The organism is Streptomyces avidinii, assembly GCF_014650695.1.
In the GTDB taxonomy this organism is placed as follows: domain Bacteria; phylum Actinomycetota; class Actinomycetes; order Streptomycetales; family Streptomycetaceae; genus Streptomyces; species Streptomyces avidinii.
On the sequence record NZ_BMVL01000001.1, the window covers coordinates 731443 to 751349 of the forward strand.

Genomic DNA, 19907 nt, shown 5'->3' on the forward strand with positions numbered 1-19907 from the left:
AGGAGTGCACGTGCCCGGAGAGAATCTGTCCCGCGAGGAGGCCCGCGAGCGGGCCGAGCTGCTGTCCGTCGACGGGTACGAGGTGGTCCTCGACATCACGTCCGCGGTGGACGAGGCCGAACCGGAAGAGGGTCCGCGGACCTTCCGCTCGGTGACGACGATCCGCTTCCGGGCGGCGGCCGCCGGCTCCTCCACCTTCGCGGACCTGATCGCCCCTTCGGTGAACGCCGTGACCCTGAACGGGCGCGCGCTGGACGTGGCCGCGGTCTTCGACGGCGCCCGGGTCGCCCTCGACGGCCTGGCCGCCGAGAACGTCCTCGTGGTGGACGCGAACTGCGCGTACAGCCGGACGGGCGAGGGCCTGCACCGCTTCGTCGACCCGGAGGACGGCGAGGTCTACCTCTACACCCAGTACGAGCCGGCCGACGCGCGGCGGGTGTACGCGAACTTCGAGCAGCCCGACCTCAAGGCCCCGTACCGCTTCGAGGTGACGGCCCCCGAGGGCTGGCAGGTGTGGAGCAACGGCGCGGAGGAGTCCCGCGAGGCGGGCGTGTGGCGGTTCGCCGAGACCGCCCCCATCTCCACGTACATCACGTGCGTGGTCGCGGGCCCCTACCACTACGTGACGGACTCCTACACCCGCGGGGACCTGACCATCCCGCTGGGCGCGATGTGCCGCAAGGGGCTGGCGAAGCACTTCGACGCGGACGACGTCTTCCTCGTCACCAAGCAGGGCTTCGACCTGTTCCACGAGCTCTTCGACTACCCGTACCCCTTCGGCAAGTACGACCAGGCCTTCGTGCCGGAGTACAACCTGGGCGCGATGGAGAACCCGGGGCTGGTGACCTTCCGCGAGGAGTACATCTTCCGCGGCAAGGTCACGCAGGCCTCGTACGAGCGGCGCGCGAACGTCATCCTGCACGAGATGGCGCACATGTGGTTCGGCGACCTGGTCACCATGAAGTGGTGGGACGACCTGTGGCTGAAGGAGTCCTTCGCCGACTTCATGGGCTCCTTCGGGCTGGTCGAGGCCACCCGCTTCGAGCAGGCGTGGGTCACCTTCGCCAACAACCGCAAGGCGTGGGCCTACCGCGCCGACCAGCTGCCGTCCACGCACCCGATCACGGCCGACATCCGTGACCTGGAGGACGCCAAGCTGAACTTCGACGGCATCACCTACGCCAAGGGCGCGGCGGTGCTCAAGCAGCTGGTCGCCTACGTGGGCCGGGAGGCCTTCCTGGAGGGCGCACGGCGCTACTTCAAGGCCAACGCCTACGGGAACACGACCCTGGACGACCTGTTGTCGGTGCTCGCCGAGGTCTCCGGGCGGGACATGGCCAAGTGGTCGCGGGCCTGGCTGCAGACCGCCGGGGTGAACGCCCTGACGCCGGTGATCACCTACGACGCGGGCGGCCGCGTGACGGAACTGGCCGTCGTGCAGGAGGGCGAAGAGCTGCGCCCGCACCGGGTCGCGGTGGGCCTGTACCGGCTGGAGTCCGACGGATCCCTGGTCCGCTATGCCCGTGCCGACGCGGACGTGTCGGGCGCGCGGACGGTCGTCGCGGAGCTGGCGGGCACGGAGCGGCCCGACCTGGTCCTGGTCAACGACGAGGACCTCACCTACTGCAAGATCCGCTTCGACGAAGGCTCCCTGGACACCCTGCGGGCCCACCTCGGCGACCTGACGGACCCGCTCGCGCGGGCGCTGAGCTGGTCGGCGCTGTGGAACCTGACGCGCGACGGCCTGATGCCGGCGCGTGACTTCGTCTCGCTGGTACTGGCGCACGCGGGCCGGGAGACGGACGTCGGCGTCCTGCAGATGCTGCACGCGCAGGCGCTGTCCTCGGTCACCCACTACGCGGCCCCGGACTGGCGCGAGCAGGGCGGCCGGGAGCTGGCGGCGGGCGCGCTGCACGAACTGCGGGTCGCTGCACCGGGGTCGGAGCACCAGCTGACCTGGGCCCGCTTCTTCGCTGCGAGCGCGGCGACCGAGGGCGACTTCCAGTTGCTGCTGGGGCTGCTGGAGGGGTCGGCGCGGATCGACGGGCTGGACGTGGACCAGGAACTGCGCTGGGACTTCCTGCTGCCGCTGGCTGCGCACGGGGCGGTGGACGAGGGGGTGCTCGCCGCCGAACTGGCGCGCGACGACACGGCCTCGGGCAAGCGGCACCAGGTGCGGTGCCTGGCGGCGCGGCCCTCGCAGGCGGTGAAGGACCAGGCGTGGGCTGCGGTGGTCGAGTCGGACGCGCTGTCCAACGCGCTGGTGGAGGCGACGATCGCGGGCATGCAGCAGCCCTCGCAGCGGGACCTGCTGGCGGCCCACGCGGGGCGCTACTTCGAGGTGATCGAACGGGTGTGGGCGGACCGGTCGATCCAGATCGGCATGGACGTGGTGAAGGGGCTGTACCCGTCACTGCAGGGTGACTCCGCCACGCTGGACGCCACCGACGCCTGGCTGTCGGCCCACGCGGATGCGGCTCCGGCGCTGCGCCGGCTGGTGCTGGAGTCCCGCGACGACCTGGCCCGGGCCCTTGCCGCGCAGCGGTGCGACGCGGCGGCGGGTCACTAGCCCGCGGCACCGTTGCCGGGGCTCTGCCCGGACCCCGCGCCTCAAACGCCGGCGAGGCTGGATCTTCCAGCAGCCGTCCGGCGTTTTGAGGACCGGGTCCGGGCAGAGCCCGGGGAACGGAGGAAGGGTGGGGCGGGGAGCAGCTCCGCGCGGCGGTAGCCCGTACGGGCGCATCCCATCGGCAGTCGAACGCCCGTACTTTAGCCCCAGCTTGTCCGGATTTGTCGACGAGCGTGTAACAGGGGTTAGCAAGGCCATGGCCTGAGGGAATCACCGCGTCATGAACCACAACGCACCCCTCCCCCTCGCGCACCTCACCGGCAGCCGCCCCCGCGTGCTGACCCTCGCCCAGCTGCGCGAGCACGGCGTCACCGCCTCCGACGCGGCCGAGCGGCCCTGGCAGCAGATCCTGCCCGGGGTGTTCCTGCTCCACTCCGGCCCGGCGACCAGCGAGGAGCGGCTGCACGCCGCGCTGCTGTACGCGGGCCGGCACGGTGGCAGCGAGGTCATGATCACCGGGCTGGCGGCGCTCGCCCTGTACCGGTTCGGCTCCGCGCCCGCGCTGCTCGCCCTCTCGCACATCGACGTCCTGGTGCCCCGCACCCGGCGGCTGCGCTCCACCGGGGACGTGCGGATCGTACGGACGCACACCCCGCCGCGCTCCCAGGAAGTGACCGGGCTGCCGGTGGCGCCCGTCGCGCGCGCCGTCGCCGACGCCGTCACCCAGCTCTCCGACGCCGGAACCGTACGCCGCCTGCTGAGCGAGGCCGTCCGCGGCGGGCACTGCGAACCGGCCGCCGTCGTGCGGGAGCTGACGGTGGCCCGGCTGCTGAACCGGCCGCACGTGGTCGACGCGGTCGAGTCGCTGCTCGCGGAGGGCCGGGCCATCGCCGAGGACCGGCTGTACCACGTCGTACGGGGCCACGAGCTCCCCGACCCCGTCTGGAACGTCGACCTGCGACTGCCCGGCGGCCCGCACCTCGGTGGGGTCGACGCGTACTGGCCCGAGCACTCCGTCGCCGTGGAGATCGACACCCGCGCCCCGCGCCAGGGCGAGGACGAGCAGTGGTCCGAGTCGGTGCGCAAGCGCGAGACGCTGGAGCGGCTCGGCGTGACCGTCATCCACATCACCCCGCGCAAGCTCCGCGACTGGCCCGAGCAGCAGGCGGCGGTCATCCGGACCGCCCTGACCGCCTCCGACGACCGGGAACCCGCCGCCTACCTGGTGGTCCTGCCCAGGTGAGGCGAGTACTCCGGGGTGCTCCAGAGCAGCCGCCCCGGGTGCACGCCCTCCACCACCGACTCCACCCGGAAGCGGGTGAGCCGGCTCCCGTCGGCCCGGAAATCGGTCCGGGCCCGGCCGCTGAGCTGCAGGACGGCCCCGCTCTCCCAGTCCGGGAAGAGCAGCCCGGCCCGCGGATCGGCGGTCAGGTTCCCCAGGGTCAGGAACATGGCGTTGCCCGCGTAGTCCGGCCAGGCCAGCTCGACCGGCGAGAGCACCTCGACGAAGCCCGGCAGCCCGCCCCGATGACTGGCGTCGACCCCGTCCGCCTCCGCCGTGGTGGCGATGAAGAAGGTGTCGGCGCCGCGCACGCTCCGCTGCTGGCCGGGGGTCAGCGCGTCCCCGCGCCGTACGACACCCGCCCCCTGCCCGATCAGCTGCAGCGGCTGCCGCCGCTGGATGTACTTCGGGCAGTTGGCGAAGACCTGCTCCGCCTCGACGGCGAAGCCCCGCCGGGTCTCGGCGAGGGTGCCGTTCAGCCGCATCCGGCGCCGGGTGCGCGGGTCGAGCGCGATGCTCCCCACCCGGGTCCCGGGCGTGGCCAGCGCCTCGGCGAGCGGGTCGCCCTCCGGTGGACCGCCGGCGACCACGACCCGGTCCGGCCCGGTGGCCCTTACGAAACCGGGCGGGCCGGTGAGCAGGGAGGCCCACACCCGCCCCGCGCCGTCGGCGGCGCCGACGACCAGGTGCGGCTGGAGTCCCAGGAAGGCCGCGGCGACATCGCCGATGCCCGTGCCGATCGAACGTCCGACATGCTCGGCGAGGTCCCGCACGCCGACCTGCTCCTGCACGGCCAGCGGGCCCCAGTGGTACGCCCCGGAGATCATGACGGTCCTTCCGCAGGGATGACACACCGATTCAGATCTAACCTTCTAATTTAGAATAGAGGGTTAGAATGGGGGAGGCAACCGCTCACGTACCCTCAAGGGGTTGGCCGGGCGGTGAAAGAGGGGCAAGCGGGACATGGCGACACTGGATCCACGACCCCTGACCGGGGAACCGGTCGCCCTCGACCTGCTCAACACCCGCTGGGTCGCCGACGGCGAACCGCTGGACCTCTTCGCCGGCGCGGCCGGACTCACCCGGGTGCAGGGGCTGGCGGTCTGGCTGGAGAGCACGGGCCTCGCCGACCGCTTCCGCGCCGACGCGGCGACCCTCGTCCACCTGCTGACCGCCCGCGAGGCGCTGTCCCGCGCGGTCGCGGACCCGGCCGACGAGAGCGCCCGCGCACTGATCGACGCCGTACTGGAGCACGGCCGCATCCGGGCCACCCTGACCGCCGAAGGCCCGGGCGAGCGCGCCGAGTTCGCCGACCCGGCCTGGGGGCCGGCCTGGACGGCGGCGCGCGACTACCTCGACCTGCTGGGCTCCGCGCCCGAGCGGATCCGCACCTGCGCGTCCGAGACCTGCGTCCTGCGCTTCTTCGACGTCTCGCGCAACGGCACCCGACGCTGGTGCTCGATGGCCGCCTGCGGAAACCGCGCGAAGGCCTCACGCCACTACGCGCGCACGCGCGAGCGCTGACCAATCGAAATCTGTCACACCCGCGCCGGGGCGCAAACACGTCCCGGTGCTGACGCATGGCCATCAAGTCGATAAATCGACCCATCTACCCCTGTGGTTCGCACCGCTGTGCCCCGGTAAGGCCGCACTGGCGCATTCCTCGCGCTGGCGAGAGTCCGCCATGGCAGGTCTCGGTCAATGACAACCCTCCCCAAAGAGCAGTCACGTAGGCCAAGCTGACCGGTCATCCGGCACCGAAATCCGGACCGTATCTTTCACTTACCAGGGATGCTGATGACCCTCGAATCCCCCAGCTCCATATCCGGGGCCAGACGCGTCGCACGCGTCGCGGCCGCGGCCGGACTGGTCGCCGCTCTCGCGGCCACCGGCGCCGGGCCCGTCCTCGCGGCGACCGGCGCGGACACCCCGGGCACCTCGCCCGCGGTCAAGTCCGCCGATCAGAAGCTCGGTTCGGCCGATGCCGAGCTGCTTCAGCAGGCCAAGGCCAAGGGTGACGCGAACGTCACCGTCATGGTCGCGACCGCCCCCGGCCAGACCAAGCAGGTGGCCGACCAGCTGGGCGCCGTCCAGGGCGCCTCGGTGGGCCAGACGTACGACAAGCTCGGCTACGTCCGCGCCACCCTGCCCACCGGCAAGGCGGACGCCGCCCTGAAGGCGGCCGCCAAGCTGTCCTCCGTGCACGGCATCGACCTGCGGCACGAGATCCAGCTGCCGGACCCCCGTCCCGACGCCAAGGGCGAGTCGGGCGCGGTCAAGAAGACCGCCACCGAGACGTACGCGGCGCCGGACAAGAACACCCCCGCGAAGAACCCGTACAACCCGTCCTTCGAGACGGGTGCGGTCGACTTCGTGAAGGACAACCCGCAGGCCGACGGCCGCGGCGTGACCATCGGCATCATGGACTCGGGTGTCGACCTCGGTCACCCGGCCCTGCAGAAGACCACGACCGGCGAGCGCAAGATCGTCGACTGGGTGACGGCCACCGACCCGATCACCGACAACGACGGCACGTGGCGCGCGCAGATCACCCCGGTGACCTCCGCGGGCGGCACCTTCACCGCGGGCGGCCAGAGCTGGAAGGCCCCGGAGGGCAGCTTCCAGTGGAGCCGCTTCAGCGAGTCGATCACCGCCACCGGTGACATGGCGGGCGACGTCAACCGGGACGGGGACACCAGCGACCGGTTCGGCCTGCTGTACGACGCCGCCGCCGGCACCGTCCGTGTCGACACCGACCAGGACGGCGACTTCACGAACAACGACCCGATGAAGCCGTACAAGGACGGCTACCAGATCGGCTACTTCGGCACGGACAACCCGGCGACCGAGGTCGCCGAACGCATCCCGTTCGTGATCGAGATCCGCAAGGACGTCCCGATGGACCCGCTCGGCGGGGACTGGGTCGGCAAGAAGGCCGACTTCGTCAACGTCGGCATCATCGAGTCCGAGCACGGCACGCACGTCGCCGGCATCACCGCCGCCAACAGCCTCTTCGGCGGCAAGATGAACGGCGAGGCGCCCGGCGCGAAGCTCGTCTCCTCGCGCGCCTGCTCCTGGTCCGGCGGCTGCACCAACATCGCGCTGACCGAGGGCATGATCGACCTCGTCGTCAACCGCGGCGTGGACATCGTCAACATGTCCATCGGTGGCCTGCCGGCGCTGAACGACGGCAACAACGCGCGTTCCGAGCTCTACAAGAACCTCATCGACACCTACGGCGTCCAGCTGGTCATCTCGGCCGGCAACTCGGGCCCGGGCGTCAACACCATCGGCGACCCCGCCCTCGCGGACAAGGTCATCTCCGTGGGCGCGTCGGTCTCCAAGGAGACCTGGGCCGCCAACTACGGCTCCGGTGTGAGCACGAAGTACAACATGTTCCCCTTCTCCTCGCGCGGTCCGCGTGAGGACGGCGGCTTCACGCCGACCATCAGCGCCCCCGGCGCGGCCATCAACACCATCCAGACCTGGCTGCCCGGCGCCCCGGTGAAGGAGGCCGGCTACACCCTGCCGGCCGGTTACGGCATGCTCCAGGGCACCTCGATGGCCTCGCCGCAGGCGGCGGGCGCCAGCGCCCTGCTGATCTCGGCCGCCAAGCAGCACAACATCAAGCTGACCCCGGCCTCCCTGCGGGTCGCGCTCACCACCGCCGCCAAGAAGATCGACAACGTCCCGGCGCACGCCCAGGGTTCGGGTCTGATCGACATCCCCGGCGCGTGGGAGTCCATCCAGCGCGACGCGAAGGCCAACGAGTTCACCGTCCAGGCGCCGGTCGACACCGCGATCGACCAGTTCCTGAAGACCCCGGGCTCCGGCACCGGCCTGTACGACCGTGAGGGTGGCCTCAAGGTCAACCAGAAGAAGGTCTACAACGTCGTCGTCACCCGCACCACGGGCGTCAAGTACGGCACCCGGCACGACCTGAGCTGGCGCAACAACGACGGCACCTTCAAGGTCGTCGGCGGCTACGACTACGTCACCCTGCCGCTGAACAAGCCCGTCACCATCAAGGTCGAGGCCAACGCCAAGTCGGCCGGCGTCCACAGCGGCATCCTGCAGCTGGACGACGAGACCACCGAGGGCATCGACAAGCAGATCCTGACGACCGTCGTGGCTTCCGCCCCCCTGGCCGCGCCGTCGTTCGCCTTGTCGCAGAGCTCCTCGGTGCAGCGCAACAGCCACAAGTCGTACTTCGTGACCGTGCCGCCGGGCGCCAAGAGCCTGGAGGTCGCCCTCGGCGGTCTCGCGGCGGGCGCCCAGACGCGCTTCATCGCGATCCACCCGTACGGCGTGCCGGTCGACCCGACGGCCACGACCAACTGCTACCCGAACTACGACAACCCGGCCAACACCTGCCGCCCCGACGTGCGCTCGTACCCCGAGCCGACGCCGGGTGTCTGGGAGATCGAGGTCGAGGCCCGTCGTACGTCGCCGGTGCTCGACAACCCGTTCAAGCTGGACGTCTCCGTGCTCGGCGCGGCCTTCGACCCCGCGGTCAAGGTCCTGCCCGAGGTGAAGCAGGGCACCCCGGCCCCGGTCCAGTGGAGCGTCAAGAACGCCGGCGCGGCCATCACCGGCGGCAAGCTCCAGGGCGGTCCGCTCGGCTCCGCGAAGGTCGCCAAGCCGACCATCGCGAACGGTGAGACCCACAGCACCGAGATCGCGGTCCCCGCGGGCACCTCGCGCCTCGACGTCGCGATCGGCAAGGTGTCCGACACCGCCGCCGACCTCGACCTCGAGGTCTACAAGGACGGCGTCAAGGTCGGCTCGGCCGCCGACGGCGACTCCGAGGAGGCCGTGAGCCTGGTGAACCCGGCCGCGGGCACCTACACCGTCAAGGTGATCGGCTACGCGATCCCGTCCGGCTCCACCACGTACGACTACCGCGACGTGTTCTTCTCGGCCGCCCTGGGCTCCGTCCAGGTCGACGAGGCCGCCGCGGTGAATCTCGCCACCGGCGCCACCGCGCAGGTCTCGGCGAACGTCCTGGTCAGCAGCCCGGCCCCCGAGGGCCGTCAGTTCTTCGGCCAGGTCCAGCTGCTCAACGCCCGCGGCACCGCCGCCGGCACCGGCAGCGTGCAGATCGAGAAGGTTCTCCCGTAGGACCCCGCAGTAGAGAACCCGAGGGGGCGGCGCTCTGACGAGCGCCGCCCCCTCGGGCCTTTTCCCCGCTCCGCGCGCCTGCTGCGCGCCTACGGCTTGCCGATGGAGCGCAGCGACTCGGCGTAGGTGCCGACCGCGTGCGCGATCACGTCCAGGTTGGTGTCGAAGACACCCAGGTCCAGGTTCTTCAGGTCGTCCCCGGCCCCGTGGTAGTTCGGGTCGTACGGGGCCCCGGCCGTGCCGCCGTGGCGCCCCGCCTGCTCGGCGGTCTTGATTCCCTCGGCGCCGGTGAAGGTGCCGCCCGCCGGGATGCCGTTCGCGATGAACGGGCCGTAGTCGGAACGGCCGTCGAAGTCACTGCCCTCGTGCGGCTTGCCCTTGCGGTCGAGGAAGCCGTTGATCAGCGCCTCGATCTGCGCCGAACCCGCCGGTCCCGCGCCCGCACCGGTCCGGTCCGAGTCGTCCCCGTCGTAGACGAACTGCACCGGGTTCGGCGAGGCGATCATGTCGAAGTTCAGGTAGAGGGCGATGTCCTTCTTCTGCTCCTCGGACAGCTGCGCGACGTAGTGCTCCGAACCCAGCAGGCCCAGCTCCTCCGCCGACCACCAGCCGAAGCGCACCTTGTTGGCGGGCCCCTTGCCCTTCTTGTTGGCGCCCTCGTCCGCGAGCCTGAGAGCCACCTCCAGCAGCCCGGCCGAGCCGGATCCGTTGTCGTTGATGCCCGGGCCCTCCGGTACGGAGTCCAGGTGGGCGCCCAGGGTCACCACCCGGTCGGCGCGGCCGCCCCGGGTCTCGGCGATCACGTTGCGGGTGGTCTTCTTCTCGTGCTCCTGGTGCAGCTCCAGGCGTACGCTCACCTCGCCCGTGGCGGCCGCCGCGGCGAGCGCCTCGCCGTCGGCCAGCGTGATGCCGGCGCTCGGGATGATCCCCTCGGCGGGCGAGGAGAAGCCGCCGCGCACCGGGGTGGTACCGCTGTGGTTGTAGACGATCACGCCGATCGCGCCGGCCTCGGCCGCGGCCCGCTGCTTCTCCACGAAGGTGCATGCGCCCCGCTTGACCAGGGCGATCTTCCCGGCGAAGGCACCGGCCGGGTAGTCGTCGGCCGTGCAGCCGGGGGTCTCGTCGACCCGGGCGAGGGCGAGCGGCGCGGCCAGACCGCCGGCCGGGGTGGACCTGGTGAACGTGAAGGCGGCGGTGGCCAGCTCGCGGGAGTTCTGGCCGAGGACGGTGGTCCGCTCCGTCTTCGTGTGCGCCTCGTAGATGTCGAAGTCCTGGTACGAGACCTGGTACCCGGCCTTCTTCAGCGTGTCGTGGACGTAGGCGGCGGAGGCGGCGTGGCCCGGCGTACCGGCGGCGCGGTTGCCGCCGTTGGCGTCGGCGATCTGCTGGAACTTCTTCAGGTGGCGGTAGGCGCCCTTGGCGGTGACCTCCTCGACCAGCTCCTTGGCCAGCCGGCCCTCGCGCGGGTGGGCGGCCGCCGGAGCGGCGGTCAGCAGGACGGGTGCGGCGACGGCGGCGGCCGCGAGGGCGGCGAGCGCCGCTATGGGCCGGCGGCGGTGGCGGTGGCGGATGGCGCGCACGGTGGATCTCCCCGAATCGGACGGTTCGTTCTGCGGTCTGTCGCGTCCGGAAAACGGACGCGACAGACCGGACGCTAACCGGCTCCGACCAGGCAAAACGGGTGTTCGGCGACCCTGCAACACGCCCGCCACGAACTCGCCACAGGGGTTCACATTCAGGACACCGTCCGTACCTCGGACAATGGATTGGACAAGGCTCGTGGGGTCGAACGCATGATGGCTTCACGCGCGCCCGCGTCGTACGTACCAAAAGGAGTCACCGTGAGGGTCGGAATCGTCGGAGCCACCGGACAGGTCGGCGGAGTCATGCGCGGCATCCTCGCCGAGCGGAAGTTCCCGGTGGACGAGCTGCGGCTGTTCGCCTCGGCCCGTTCCGCGGGCTCCACCCTCGAATGGGAGGGCCAGGAGATCACCATCGAGGACGCCTCCACGGCCGACTACTCGGGCCTGGACATCGTGCTGTTCTCGGCGGGCGGCGCCACCTCCCGCGCGCTGGCCGAGAAGGTCGCCTCCCAGGGCGCCGTCGTGATCGACAACTCCTCCGCCTGGCGCAGCCACCCGGAGGTCCCCCTCGTGGTCTCCGAGGTCAACCCGCACGCGATCAAGAACCGCCCCAAGGGCATCATCGCGAACCCGAACTGCACCACCATGGCCGCGATGCCGGTGCTGCGCCCGCTGCACGAGGAGGCCGGGCTGACCGCGATGGTCGCCACCACCTACCAGGCCGTCTCCGGCTCGGGCCTGGCCGGTGTGGCCGAGCTCAAGGGCCAGGCCTGCGCGGTCTCCGAGAACGCCGACCAGCTCACCTTCGACGGCGGCGCGGTGGACTTCCCCGAGCCGGCCGTCTACAAGCGCCCGATCGCCTACAACGTGGTCCCGCTCGCGGGCAACCTGGTCGACGACGGCTCCTTCGAGACGGACGAGGAGCAGAAGCTCCGCAACGAGTCCCGCAAGATCCTGGAGATCCCGGAGCTCAAGGTCTCCGGCACCTGCGTGCGCGTACCGGTCTTCTCCGGCCACTCCCTCCAGGTCAACGCCCGTTTCGCGAACCCGATCAGCGTCGAGCGCGCCTACGAGCTGCTGAAGGACGCCCCCGGCGTCGAGCTTTCGGAGATCCCGACCCCCCTGCAGGCGGCGGGCAAGGACGCCTCGTACGTGGGCCGCATCCGCAGCGACGAGACCGTGGACAACGGCCTCGCGCTGTTCCTCTCGAACGACAACCTCCGCAAGGGCGCGGCGCTGAACGCGGTGCAGATCGCCGAGCTCGTGGCCGAGGAGCTGCGGGGCTGATCCCGCTCACCCGACGCGGGGGCGCCGCCGTCACGGCGGCGCCCCCGCGCGCGTTTTTTCGCCTGTGGGTTACTCCGAGGCGGCGGCGGTGTCCGGATGGCAGGATGGCCGGGCAACGTCACCATCGAAGGAGATGAACGCGTGCCAGGCACGAATCTCACCCGTGAAGAGGCTCAGCAGCGGGCCAAGCTGCTGTCCGTCGACTCCTACGAGATCGAACTCGATCTCAGTGGCGCACAGGAGGGTGGCACCTACTCGTCCGTGACCACCGTGCGCTTCCAGGCGGCCGAGGCCGGGGGCGAGACTTTCATCGACCTGGTCGCTCCGGCCGTGCACGAGGTCGTCCTCAACGGCAAGTCGCTGGACGTCGCGGCCGTCTTCCACGACTCCCGGATCGCGCTGAACCACCTGGCGGCCGGGGCCAACGAGCTCCGTGTCGTCGCGGACTGCGCGTACACGAACACCGGTGAGGGCCTCCACCGCTTCGTCGACCCGGTCGACCAGCAGGCCTATCTCTACACCCAGTTCGAGGTGCCGGACGCGCGGCGGGTCTTCGCCAGCTTCGAGCAGCCCGACCTGAAGGCCACGTTCCAGTTCACCGTGACGGCCCCCGAGGGCTGGACGGTCATCTCGAACTCCCCACGGGACATCCCTGAGGGGGCGGAGGCCGCGGACGTCAAGGACAACGTCTGGCGCTTCGAGCCGACCCCGCGCATCTCCTCGTACATCACGGCGCTGATCGTCGGTCCGTACCACGCGGTGCACAGCTCGTACGAGGGCCCGGACGGCCAGTCCGTGCCGCTCGGCATCTACTGCCGACCCTCGCTCGCCGAGTTCCTCGACGCGGACGCGATCTTCGACGTGACCCGGCAGGGCTTCGACTGGTTCCAGGAGAAGTTCGCCTACGCGTACCCCTTCGCCAAGTACGACCAGCTCTTCGTCCCGGAGTTCAACGCGGGCGCCATGGAGAACGCGGGCGCGGTCACCATCCGCGACCAGTACGTCTTCCGCTCGAAGGTGACGGACGCGGCGTACGAGGTGCGCGCGGAGACCATCCTCCACGAGCTCGCGCACATGTGGTTCGGCGACCTGGTCACCATGGAGTGGTGGAACGACCTGTGGCTGAACGAGTCCTTCGCGACGTACACGTCGATCGCCTGCCAGGCGTACGCCGAGGGCTCGAAGTGGCCGCACGCGTGGACCACCTTCGCCAACTCCATGAAGACCTGGGCGTACCGGCAGGACCAGCTGCCGTCCACGCACCCGATCATGGCGGACATCCGTGACCTCGACGACGTCATGGTCAACTTCGACGGCATCACCTACGCCAAGGGCGCCTCGGTCCTCAAGCAGCTCGTCGCCTACGTCGGCATGGACGCCTTCTTCAAGGGCGTGCAGGCGTACTTCAAGGCGCACGCGTTCGGGAACACGCGCCTGTCGGACCTGCTGGGCGCGCTGGAGGAGACCTCCGGCCGCGACCTGACCGCCTGGTCGAAGGCGTGGCTGGAGACGGCCGGCATCAACATCCTGCGCCCGGAGGTCACCACCGACGCGAACGGTGTGATCACCGCCTTCGGCATCCGCCAGGAGGCGCCCGCCCTGCCCGCCGGCGCCAAGGGCGAGTCCACCCTGCGCCCGCACCGCATCGCGGTCGGCCTGTACGAGCTCCAGGACGGCGCCCTCGTGCGCACCGACCGGATCGAGCTGGACATCGACGGCGCGCTGACCACGGTGCCGGAACTGGTGGGCCGCCCCCGCCCGGCGGTCTTCCTGCTGAACGACGACGACCTGTCCTACGCGAAGGTCCGCCTGGACGAGGCGTCCCTCGCCGCCGTCACCGCGCACATCGGCGACTTCACCGAGTCCCTGCCGCGCGCCCTGTGCTGGGCCTCGGCCTGGGACATGACGCGCGACGGCGAGCTCGCCACCCGCGACTACCTCTCGCTGGTCCTCTCGGGGATCGGCAAGGAGTCCGACATCGGTGTCGTCCAGTCGCTGCACCGCCAGGTGAAGCTGGCCCTCGACCTGTACGCCGACCCGGCGTGGCGGGAGGAGGGCCTGGCGGCCTGGACCGAGGCCACTCTGGAGCACCTGCGCGGGGCCGAGCCGGCCGGCGACCACCAGCTGGCGTGGGCGCGGGCCTTCGCGGCCACGGCCCGCACCGAGGGTCAGCTCACCTACCTGTCGGCGCTGCTCGACGGCGCGGCGGAGGTCGAGGGCCTGGCCGTCGACACCGAGCTGCGGTGGACGTTCCTGGAGCGGCTCGCCGCGACGGGCGTCGCCGGGGAGCAGGCCATCGCGGCGGAGCTGGAGCGGGACGCCACCGCGGCGGGCGAGCGCCACGCGGCGACCGCCCGGGCGGCGCGCCCGACGGCAGAGGCCAAGGCCGAGGCATGGGCCTCGGTGGTCGAGTCCGGCGATCTGCCGAACGCGGTGCAGGAGGCGGTGATCGGCGGCTTCGTCCAGACCGACCAGCGCGAGCTGCTGGCCCCGTACACCGAGAAGTTCTTCTCGGCGGTCAAGCAGGTCTGGGAGACCCGCAGCCACGAGATCGCCCAGCAGATCGCGGTGGGCCTGTACCCGGCGCTCCAGGTCTCGCAGGAGACCCTGGACGCGACGGACGCGTGGCTGGCCTCGGCCGAGCCGAACGCGGCCCTGCGCCGCCTGATCTCGGAGTCCCGCGCGGGCGTCGAGCGCGCCCTTCGCGCGCAGGCGGCCGACGCGGCTGCCGCTGCCGCTCGGGTCTGACGGCTCGCACCGTAGCCGGGGCTCCGTCCCGGACCCCGCGCCTCACACGCCGGCGAGGCTGATTCTTCAGCCCGTCCGGCGATTGAGGACCGGGTCCGGGCGGAGCCCGGGAACCCCTACCGCCGGGCGGCGGCCGCTTCGCGGAGGGCCGCCAGGACGTGGGACAGCGCGGGCGCGGACTCGGCGCCCCGGCGGACCGCCGCGATCACGTGGCGGGTCGGACGGTCGTGGGCCAGGACCCGGACCGTCCCGCCCGAGGCCCGGCTCGACACCATCCGCGGGACCAGCGCCACCCCCATCCCCGCCTCCACCATCGCCAGGATCGCGGTCCACCCGGACGCCGAGTGCGCCTGTTCCGGGACGAAGCCCGCCGTCTCGCAGGCGGACCGGGCGATCTCCGACCAGGGGCCGCTGCCCCCGTAGATCCACGGGTCGCCGGACAGGTCCGCCAACCGCAGGCCCTCCGCGGCCGCCAGCGGGTGGCCCGGCGGGAGCGCCACGTCCAGCGGGTCCTCCAGGAGCACGACCCGGGTGAACCGGGGATCCCGCGCGGTGGGCGCATGGGCCGCCAGGGACAGCGCCAGGTCCACGCCCCCGGCGGACAGGAGCTCGTACGACTCCGCGGCCTCCGTCTCCCGGACCCGGACCTCCACCCCGGGGTGGGCCCGCCGCAGGGCGGCCACCGCGGGGACCACGAGCGCCGGTACGGCGGTGGAGAAGGCGCCCACCCGCACCTCCCCCGTGTCCCCGGCGAGGTATCCGGCCAGTTCCGCGTCGGCCCGCTCCAGTTGGGCGAAGACCGCCTCCGTGTGCCGCAGGACGAGATGGGCCGCGTCGGTGAGCCGTACCCGGCGGCCGTCGGCCTCCAGCAGCACCACTCCCAGTTGCCGGGCGAGGTTGGTCAGTTGCTGCGAAACGGCCGAGGGCGTCATGTGCAGCGCCTCGGCCGTCCGGGTCACGGTCCCCTGTTCGGCGAGGGTCCGCAGGATCCGCAGCTTCTTGATGTCCCACTCGGTCATGGGCCCGAACCTACCGCCGGGCACTCCCCAGCCCGACCCCTCCGAGGATCAGCGCCATGCAGAGCAGCTGCGCAGGTCCGGTCCGCTCGCCGAGCAGCAGGAGGCCGAGCCCGGCCACGCACACCGGCTGGAGGTAGTAGACGACTCCCGCTCGGGCCGCCCCGATCATCGAGACGGCCTTGTTCCAGGCGAAGAAGGCGACGGCGGAGGAGAACACCCCGACGTACAGCAGCGGTCCGACCGTCCCCGCGGTGATCTCGAAACCGCCCTGGACGGAGACGGAGACGGCATAGGCGGGTGCCAGCATCAGCGCGCCGAGCACGAAGGTGGTGATCAGGAAGGCGAGTCCGCCGAGTTCGGCGGGCTTGCGGCGCAGCAGGGCGCTGTACGTGGCGAAGGACAGGGCGGCGGCGAACATCCACAGGTCGCCTGCGCCGAAGTCGAAGCCGATCGAGCCGTCCCCGACGAGCAGCAGCACTCCGAAGGCGGCGAGCAGGAGGCCGAAGGTCCGTCGCTTGCCGAGCCGTTCGCCGCCGAGGCGGGCGTAGAGCGCCATGATGACGGGCGAGGCGGCCATGATCATGCCCATGTTGGAGGCGGAGGTGGTCAGTCCGGCCTGGTGCACGAGCGTGTTGTAGAGGGCGACGCCGAACAGCGAGGCGAGGGCGATGAAGCCGAGGTGGCGCCGGATCAGGGCCCGCTGCTGCCAAGCCTGCCGGACGGCGAAGGGGGCGACGGCGAGCAGGGCGATGATCCAGCGCCAGAAGACCGCCTGGACGGGCGGGACGGTCTCGGCCATGCCCCGGGTGGCGACGAAGCTGCCGGACCAGACCACCGTCGCGAGCAGCGCGAGGAGCACGCCGAGCCCGGCGGCACCCTTCCTGCCGGTGCTGCCGGGCTCGGCCTGCGAGACGGTACGGACGCGGTCCATGACGGCCACTGTGGGTCTGCTCCTCGAAGTCGGCGGGTGGTGCGTGCGCCCTACCGTCGCACCCCTTCATCCATCAGGTCCATCGAAATGTTCTGGTCGTTCCTTTCAGGAGAACTGAACGATTTGGCGGTGCGGGCGGCTGCCAGCTGACCGGCCACGGTGGCGCCGAAGGCGACCGCCATCCCGACGAGCTGCACGGGCGACAGCGCCTGCCCGAGGGCGGCCCAGCCGATGACGGCGGCGGTGAGCGGGGAGAGCGGGCCGAGCAGGGTGACCGAGGTGGCACTGAGGGCACCGATGCCGCGGAACCACAGCCAGTACGCGATACCGGTGTTGATCAGCATCATGTAGCCGTAGCCGAGGAAGGCCTTGCCGTCGAGTGCGGGCGGGGCCCCCTCGACGAGGGCGGCGACCGGGATGATGAACAGCCCGCCCGCGGTGAGCTGCCAGCCGGTCATCGCCAGCGGGCCCACGCCCTCGGGGCGGCCCCAGCGCTTGGTCATCACGGTGCCGGCGCCCATGGAGGCGGAGGAGATCACACCGGCGATGACGCCGACCGCATCCAGCCCCGCCTCCGCGGTGAGGACGACCATGCTCACGCCGAACGCCCCCACGACGGCCGCCAGCACGGTGCGCAGGCTCGCCCGCTCCCCGAGGAGCAGCGCGGCCAGCCCTACGACGAACAGCGGGCCGGCGGCGCCCAGTACGGCCGCGACCCCGCCGGGCAGCCGGTAGGCGGAGAGGAACAGCAGCGGGAAGAAGGCGCCGATGTTGAGGATGCCGAGGACCGCGGACTTCCACCACCACTGCCCCTTGGGCAGGGTGCGGGCGAGGGCGGTCAGCAGCAGCCCCGCGGGCAGGGCCCGCATCACCCCGGTGAACAGGGGCCGGTCGGGCGGCAGCAGTTCGGTGGCGACGGCGTAGGTGGAACCCCAGGAGACGGGGGCGAGTGCGGTCAGCGCGACGGTGGCTAAACGCTTCATGGCGGGTGGCTCCTCGATCGGGCGGGGCGAGCGGACGGGAGGACCGGGTGGGAGGACCGGCGGCGGGTCTCAGGCGGCGGTCACGTCCACCGGAGCGGCGGCCGGCGTCGCGGACGGCGCTGCGTGCGGCGCCGAGGCGGCCCTGACGGCCACCGGCGGCTCGGCGTGCACGGCCTCGGCCGGCAGGTGCCGCTCCAGGCGGAGCAGCGCCAGGGCGGCGCCGAGGGCGGCGACCGCCAGCACGGCCCAGGGCAGGCGGCCGTCGACGGCGAGCAGGGCGGTGAAGAGGGAAGGGGCGAGCGCCCCGGCCAGCGAGTAGGACAGCTGATAGGTGGCCAGGTAGCGGCCGCGGACCGGCTCGGGGGCGGCGGAGACCGACAGGGCGCCGCCGGAGGGGCTGTGCACGAGCTCGCCGAGGGTGTAGACGACGACGATCGCCAGCAGGGCGACCAGGGTGACGGTCCGGCCGGGCCGCAAAGTGCCGAGCGCGATCTGCCCCACGAATGCGGCCGCGAAGAGCAGGGCGCCGAGGGCGGCCGAGCGGGTGCGGCGGGCACCGGAGCGGCGGACGCGGCCCGCGATCAGTACGCCGACCCCGGCGCACAGGACGGTGTTGACCGTGAAGGCTGCTCCGGTGAGGGAGTCGGGGGCCTTCAGCCAGGTGGAGAGGTAGAGCGGGAAGAGGACGGAGAGGGCGGAGTAGCCCAGCGCGGTGAGGAAGTTGGCGGCGGTGAGCCCGAGGAAGGGCCGGTCGCGCAGGACCGTACGGTAGCCGACGGATCCGCTCGCGGCAGCGCCTGCCGCGCCTCCCACGCCTGCCGTGCGGTCCGCCCGGACCCGGCTGACGAGTAGTCCGGCGAGGGCGAAGGCCAGCGCGTTGCCCCAGGCGGTGTACGTGAAACCGCCGGTGCCCCACAGCGCCAGCACCCCGGACACGAGCAGGGCGCCCGCGCCCATCCCGGCGTTCTGCAACGCCCGGGTGGACGCCTGGAGCCGGTCGCGGGCGGCGCCCCGGGCCACCTCGCCGATCAGGGACTGCTGGACGACTCCGAAGGAGCGGTCGGCGAGGGCGGTGACGAGGGCGACGGCCGCGAAGGCGGGCAGCGAGCTCGCGAAGGGATAGAGGGCGAAGCCGAGCGCCCGCATCCCGTAGAGCACCAGGTTGACCCGCTTGGCGCCGAACCGGTCGACGGCCGAGCCGGCCAGTGGCATGAACGCCAGTCCGGCCAGCCCGGTGACGGTCATGACCAGACCGACGAGGGTGAGGGAGAGGCCGGTGACGTGGTGGAAGAAGACCAGCGAGAAGGGGATGTACATACCGATCCCGACCGCGCTGATGCCGATACCGAGGAGCAGCGACCGCTCCCCCGCGACCTTCGCTTCCTCCGACCCGGCCGTCTTTCCCATGAACACTGCCATGACCTCTCCCCCGGACTCGGTTGCTGCTAAGTAGCTTACCGCTAAGCTACTTACCGTCAAGCAACTTTCTTGCGAACGATCTCGAGGAAGCCGGATACTGCACCCATGAGTGACGACAAGGACGCGGTGGACGCGATCACGGCCCAGTGGTTCGCCGTGCGCCCCGACCTGGAGACGGCCCCCATGGCCGTCTTCGGACGCATCTACCGGATCGCCAGAGCCATGGGCGACGCGATGGAGCAGTGCTACGGGCGCTTCGGCATCTCGCGCGGCGAGTTCGACGTCGTGGCCACCCTGCGCAGGTCGGGCGATCCCTACACGCTCTCGCCCCGCCAGCTCTCGGCCACGCTCATGCTCACCACGGGCGGCATGACAGGGCGTCTGGACAAGCTGGAGAAGGCCGGGCTGCTCGTCCGCAAGCCCGATCCCCACGACCGGCGGGGGCTCCAGGTGACGATCACCGACCGTGGCCTCGCGCTCATCGACGAGGCCGTCACGGCCGGGCTGGAGGTGCAGCGCGCCGCGCTCACCGGGCTGACCGACGAGGAGGTCGTCGTCCTCACCGGCCTGCTCCGCCGGCTCCTGGCCGGCGTCTGAGGACACGACAAGGCGCCGGGGATCGGCGCACGGCCGATTCGAATCGGCGGTGCGGACCCCCGGCGCCCGGGAAGATCTGCTGGTCCCGGCCCCGCAGGGCCGGACCGGATCAAGCCTGCTTCGGCTTCCTGTCCGACTTGTCGAGGACCATCACGAGACCCGTGATGACCAGGAAGATGACGATCGGAAGCACCACGTACAGGCCGATCGTCTCGCCGGCGCTCAGACCCGGACCCGGGTCGTCACCGTCGTCGCGGGTGAGCGCGAGGGCGGGAGACGTCATCAGCAGCATCATCAGCGCGGTTCCGGCCGTGACGGCGCCGGCGCGCAGAGCGTTCTTCTTGTCCACGGTGCAAACGTAGCGAACA

The 19907-nt window shown here is 71.6% G+C and carries 14 protein-coding genes; 7 read left to right on the forward strand and 7 right to left on the reverse strand.

The window, feature by feature from the left end; genetic code table 11:
• The first annotated feature begins 10 nt into the window (after nt 1-10).
• Both pepN (IE257_RS03425) and IE257_RS03430 read left to right on the forward strand, forming a co-directional pair.
• The gene (gene pepN / locus IE257_RS03425) at nt 11-2569 is read left to right on the forward strand and encodes an aminopeptidase N (RefSeq protein WP_189964406.1); all 2559 of its coding nucleotides are present in this window, start codon (nt 11-13) and stop codon (nt 2567-2569) included.
• Between the two features lie 280 nt (nt 2570-2849).
• On the forward strand, nt 2850-3812 hold the full coding sequence (locus tag IE257_RS03430) for a hypothetical protein (RefSeq protein WP_189964408.1): 963 nt from the start codon (nt 2850-2852) through the stop codon (nt 3810-3812).
• Here IE257_RS03430 and IE257_RS03435 read toward each other — a convergent pair.
• Nucleotides 3788-4678: a pyridoxamine 5'-phosphate oxidase family protein gene (locus IE257_RS03435; RefSeq protein ID WP_189964410.1), complete on the reverse strand. Its 891-nt coding sequence runs from the start codon at nt 4676-4678 to the stop codon at nt 3788-3790. The genes IE257_RS03430 and IE257_RS03435 overlap by 25 nt on opposite strands.
• Nucleotides 4679-4814: 136 nt before the next feature.
• Here IE257_RS03435 and IE257_RS03440 point away from each other — a divergent pair, with 136 nt between their 5' ends.
• Nucleotides 4815-5375, forward strand: a complete 561-nt coding sequence (locus IE257_RS03440) for a CGNR zinc finger domain-containing protein (protein ID WP_189964412.1) — start codon at nt 4815-4817, stop codon at nt 5373-5375.
• A 273-nt stretch (nt 5376-5648) separates the two neighbouring features.
• On the forward strand, nt 5649-8972 hold the full coding sequence (locus IE257_RS03445; protein WP_189964414.1) for a S8 family serine peptidase: 3324 nt from the start codon (nt 5649-5651) through the stop codon (nt 8970-8972).
• A gap of 89 nt (nt 8973-9061) precedes the next feature.
• Here the strand turns inward: IE257_RS03445 and IE257_RS03450 are convergent, their stop codons facing one another.
• Nucleotides 9062-10552 carry a M28 family metallopeptidase gene (locus IE257_RS03450; protein WP_189964416.1) on the reverse strand — a complete coding sequence of 497 codons (1491 nt, stop codon included), beginning with the start codon at nt 10550-10552 and terminating at the stop codon, nt 9062-9064.
• A gap of 261 nt (nt 10553-10813) precedes the next feature.
• Between IE257_RS03450 and IE257_RS03455 the strand changes: the two genes are divergently transcribed.
• Nucleotides 10814-11842: an aspartate-semialdehyde dehydrogenase gene (locus tag IE257_RS03455; protein ID WP_189964418.1), complete on the forward strand. Its 1029-nt coding sequence runs from the start codon at nt 10814-10816 to the stop codon at nt 11840-11842.
• Nucleotides 11843-11983: 141 nt separating this feature from the next.
• Nucleotides 11984-14590, forward strand: a complete 2607-nt coding sequence (gene pepN / locus IE257_RS03460; protein WP_189964420.1) for an aminopeptidase N — start codon at nt 11984-11986, stop codon at nt 14588-14590.
• Between the two features lie 116 nt (nt 14591-14706).
• On the opposite strand, the gene IE257_RS03465 is transcribed toward pepN (IE257_RS03460), so the two are convergent.
• From IE257_RS03465 to IE257_RS03480, 4 genes are all read right to left on the reverse strand, one after another.
• Complete coding sequence (locus tag IE257_RS03465; RefSeq protein ID WP_189964422.1) at nt 14707-15609, reverse strand: LysR family transcriptional regulator; 903 nt, start codon at nt 15607-15609, stop codon at nt 14707-14709.
• Between the two features lie 10 nt (nt 15610-15619).
• A complete protein-coding gene (locus IE257_RS03470; RefSeq protein WP_189964424.1) occupies nt 15620-16540 on the reverse strand; it encodes a DMT family transporter in 921 nt (306 codons plus the stop codon).
• 50 nt (nt 16541-16590) lie between these two features.
• A complete protein-coding gene (locus IE257_RS03475) occupies nt 16591-17523 on the reverse strand; it encodes an EamA family transporter (protein ID WP_189964426.1) in 933 nt (310 codons plus the stop codon).
• Nucleotides 17524-17592: 69 nt separating this feature from the next.
• Nucleotides 17593-18942 (reverse strand): MFS transporter, encoded by a 1350-nt coding sequence (locus tag IE257_RS03480; RefSeq protein ID WP_189964428.1) that lies wholly within the window; start codon nt 18940-18942, stop codon nt 17593-17595.
• Nucleotides 18943-19047: 105 nt separating this feature from the next.
• Here IE257_RS03480 and IE257_RS03485 point away from each other — a divergent pair, with 105 nt between their 5' ends.
• Nucleotides 19048-19539: a MarR family winged helix-turn-helix transcriptional regulator gene (locus IE257_RS03485; RefSeq protein ID WP_189964430.1), complete on the forward strand. Its 492-nt coding sequence runs from the start codon at nt 19048-19050 to the stop codon at nt 19537-19539.
• A gap of 109 nt (nt 19540-19648) precedes the next feature.
• Here IE257_RS03485 and IE257_RS03490 read toward each other — a convergent pair whose 3' ends face one another.
• Nucleotides 19649-19888, reverse strand: a complete 240-nt coding sequence (locus IE257_RS03490; RefSeq protein ID WP_189964432.1) for a hypothetical protein — start codon at nt 19886-19888, stop codon at nt 19649-19651.
• Between the last annotated feature and the right edge of the window lie 19 nt (nt 19889-19907).

What these genes read in the sequence shown, in the direction of transcription:
- IE257_RS03430 (WP_189964408.1), top strand. Translation starts at nt 2,850, where the DNA reads ATGAACCACAACGCACCCCTCCCCCTCGCGCACCTCACCGGCAGCCGC.
- IE257_RS03435 (WP_189964410.1), bottom strand. Translation starts at nt 4,678, where the DNA reads ATGATCTCCGGGGCGTACCACTGGGGCCCGCTGGCCGTGCAGGAGCAG.
- IE257_RS03440 (WP_189964412.1), top strand. Translation starts at nt 4,815, where the DNA reads ATGGCGACACTGGATCCACGACCCCTGACCGGGGAACCGGTCGCCCTC.
- IE257_RS03445 (WP_189964414.1), top strand. Translation starts at nt 5,649, where the DNA reads ATGACCCTCGAATCCCCCAGCTCCATATCCGGGGCCAGACGCGTCGCA.
- IE257_RS03465 (WP_189964422.1), bottom strand. Translation starts at nt 15,609, where the DNA reads ATGACCGAGTGGGACATCAAGAAGCTGCGGATCCTGCGGACCCTCGCC.
- IE257_RS03470 (WP_189964424.1), bottom strand. Translation starts at nt 16,540, where the DNA reads ATGGACCGCGTCCGTACCGTCTCGCAGGCCGAGCCCGGCAGCACCGGC.
- IE257_RS03475 (WP_189964426.1), bottom strand. Translation starts at nt 17,523, where the DNA reads ATGAAGCGTTTAGCCACCGTCGCGCTGACCGCACTCGCCCCCGTCTCC.
- IE257_RS03480 (WP_189964428.1), bottom strand. Translation starts at nt 18,942, where the DNA reads ATGGCAGTGTTCATGGGAAAGACGGCCGGGTCGGAGGAAGCGAAGGTC.
- IE257_RS03485 (WP_189964430.1), top strand. Translation starts at nt 19,048, where the DNA reads ATGAGTGACGACAAGGACGCGGTGGACGCGATCACGGCCCAGTGGTTC.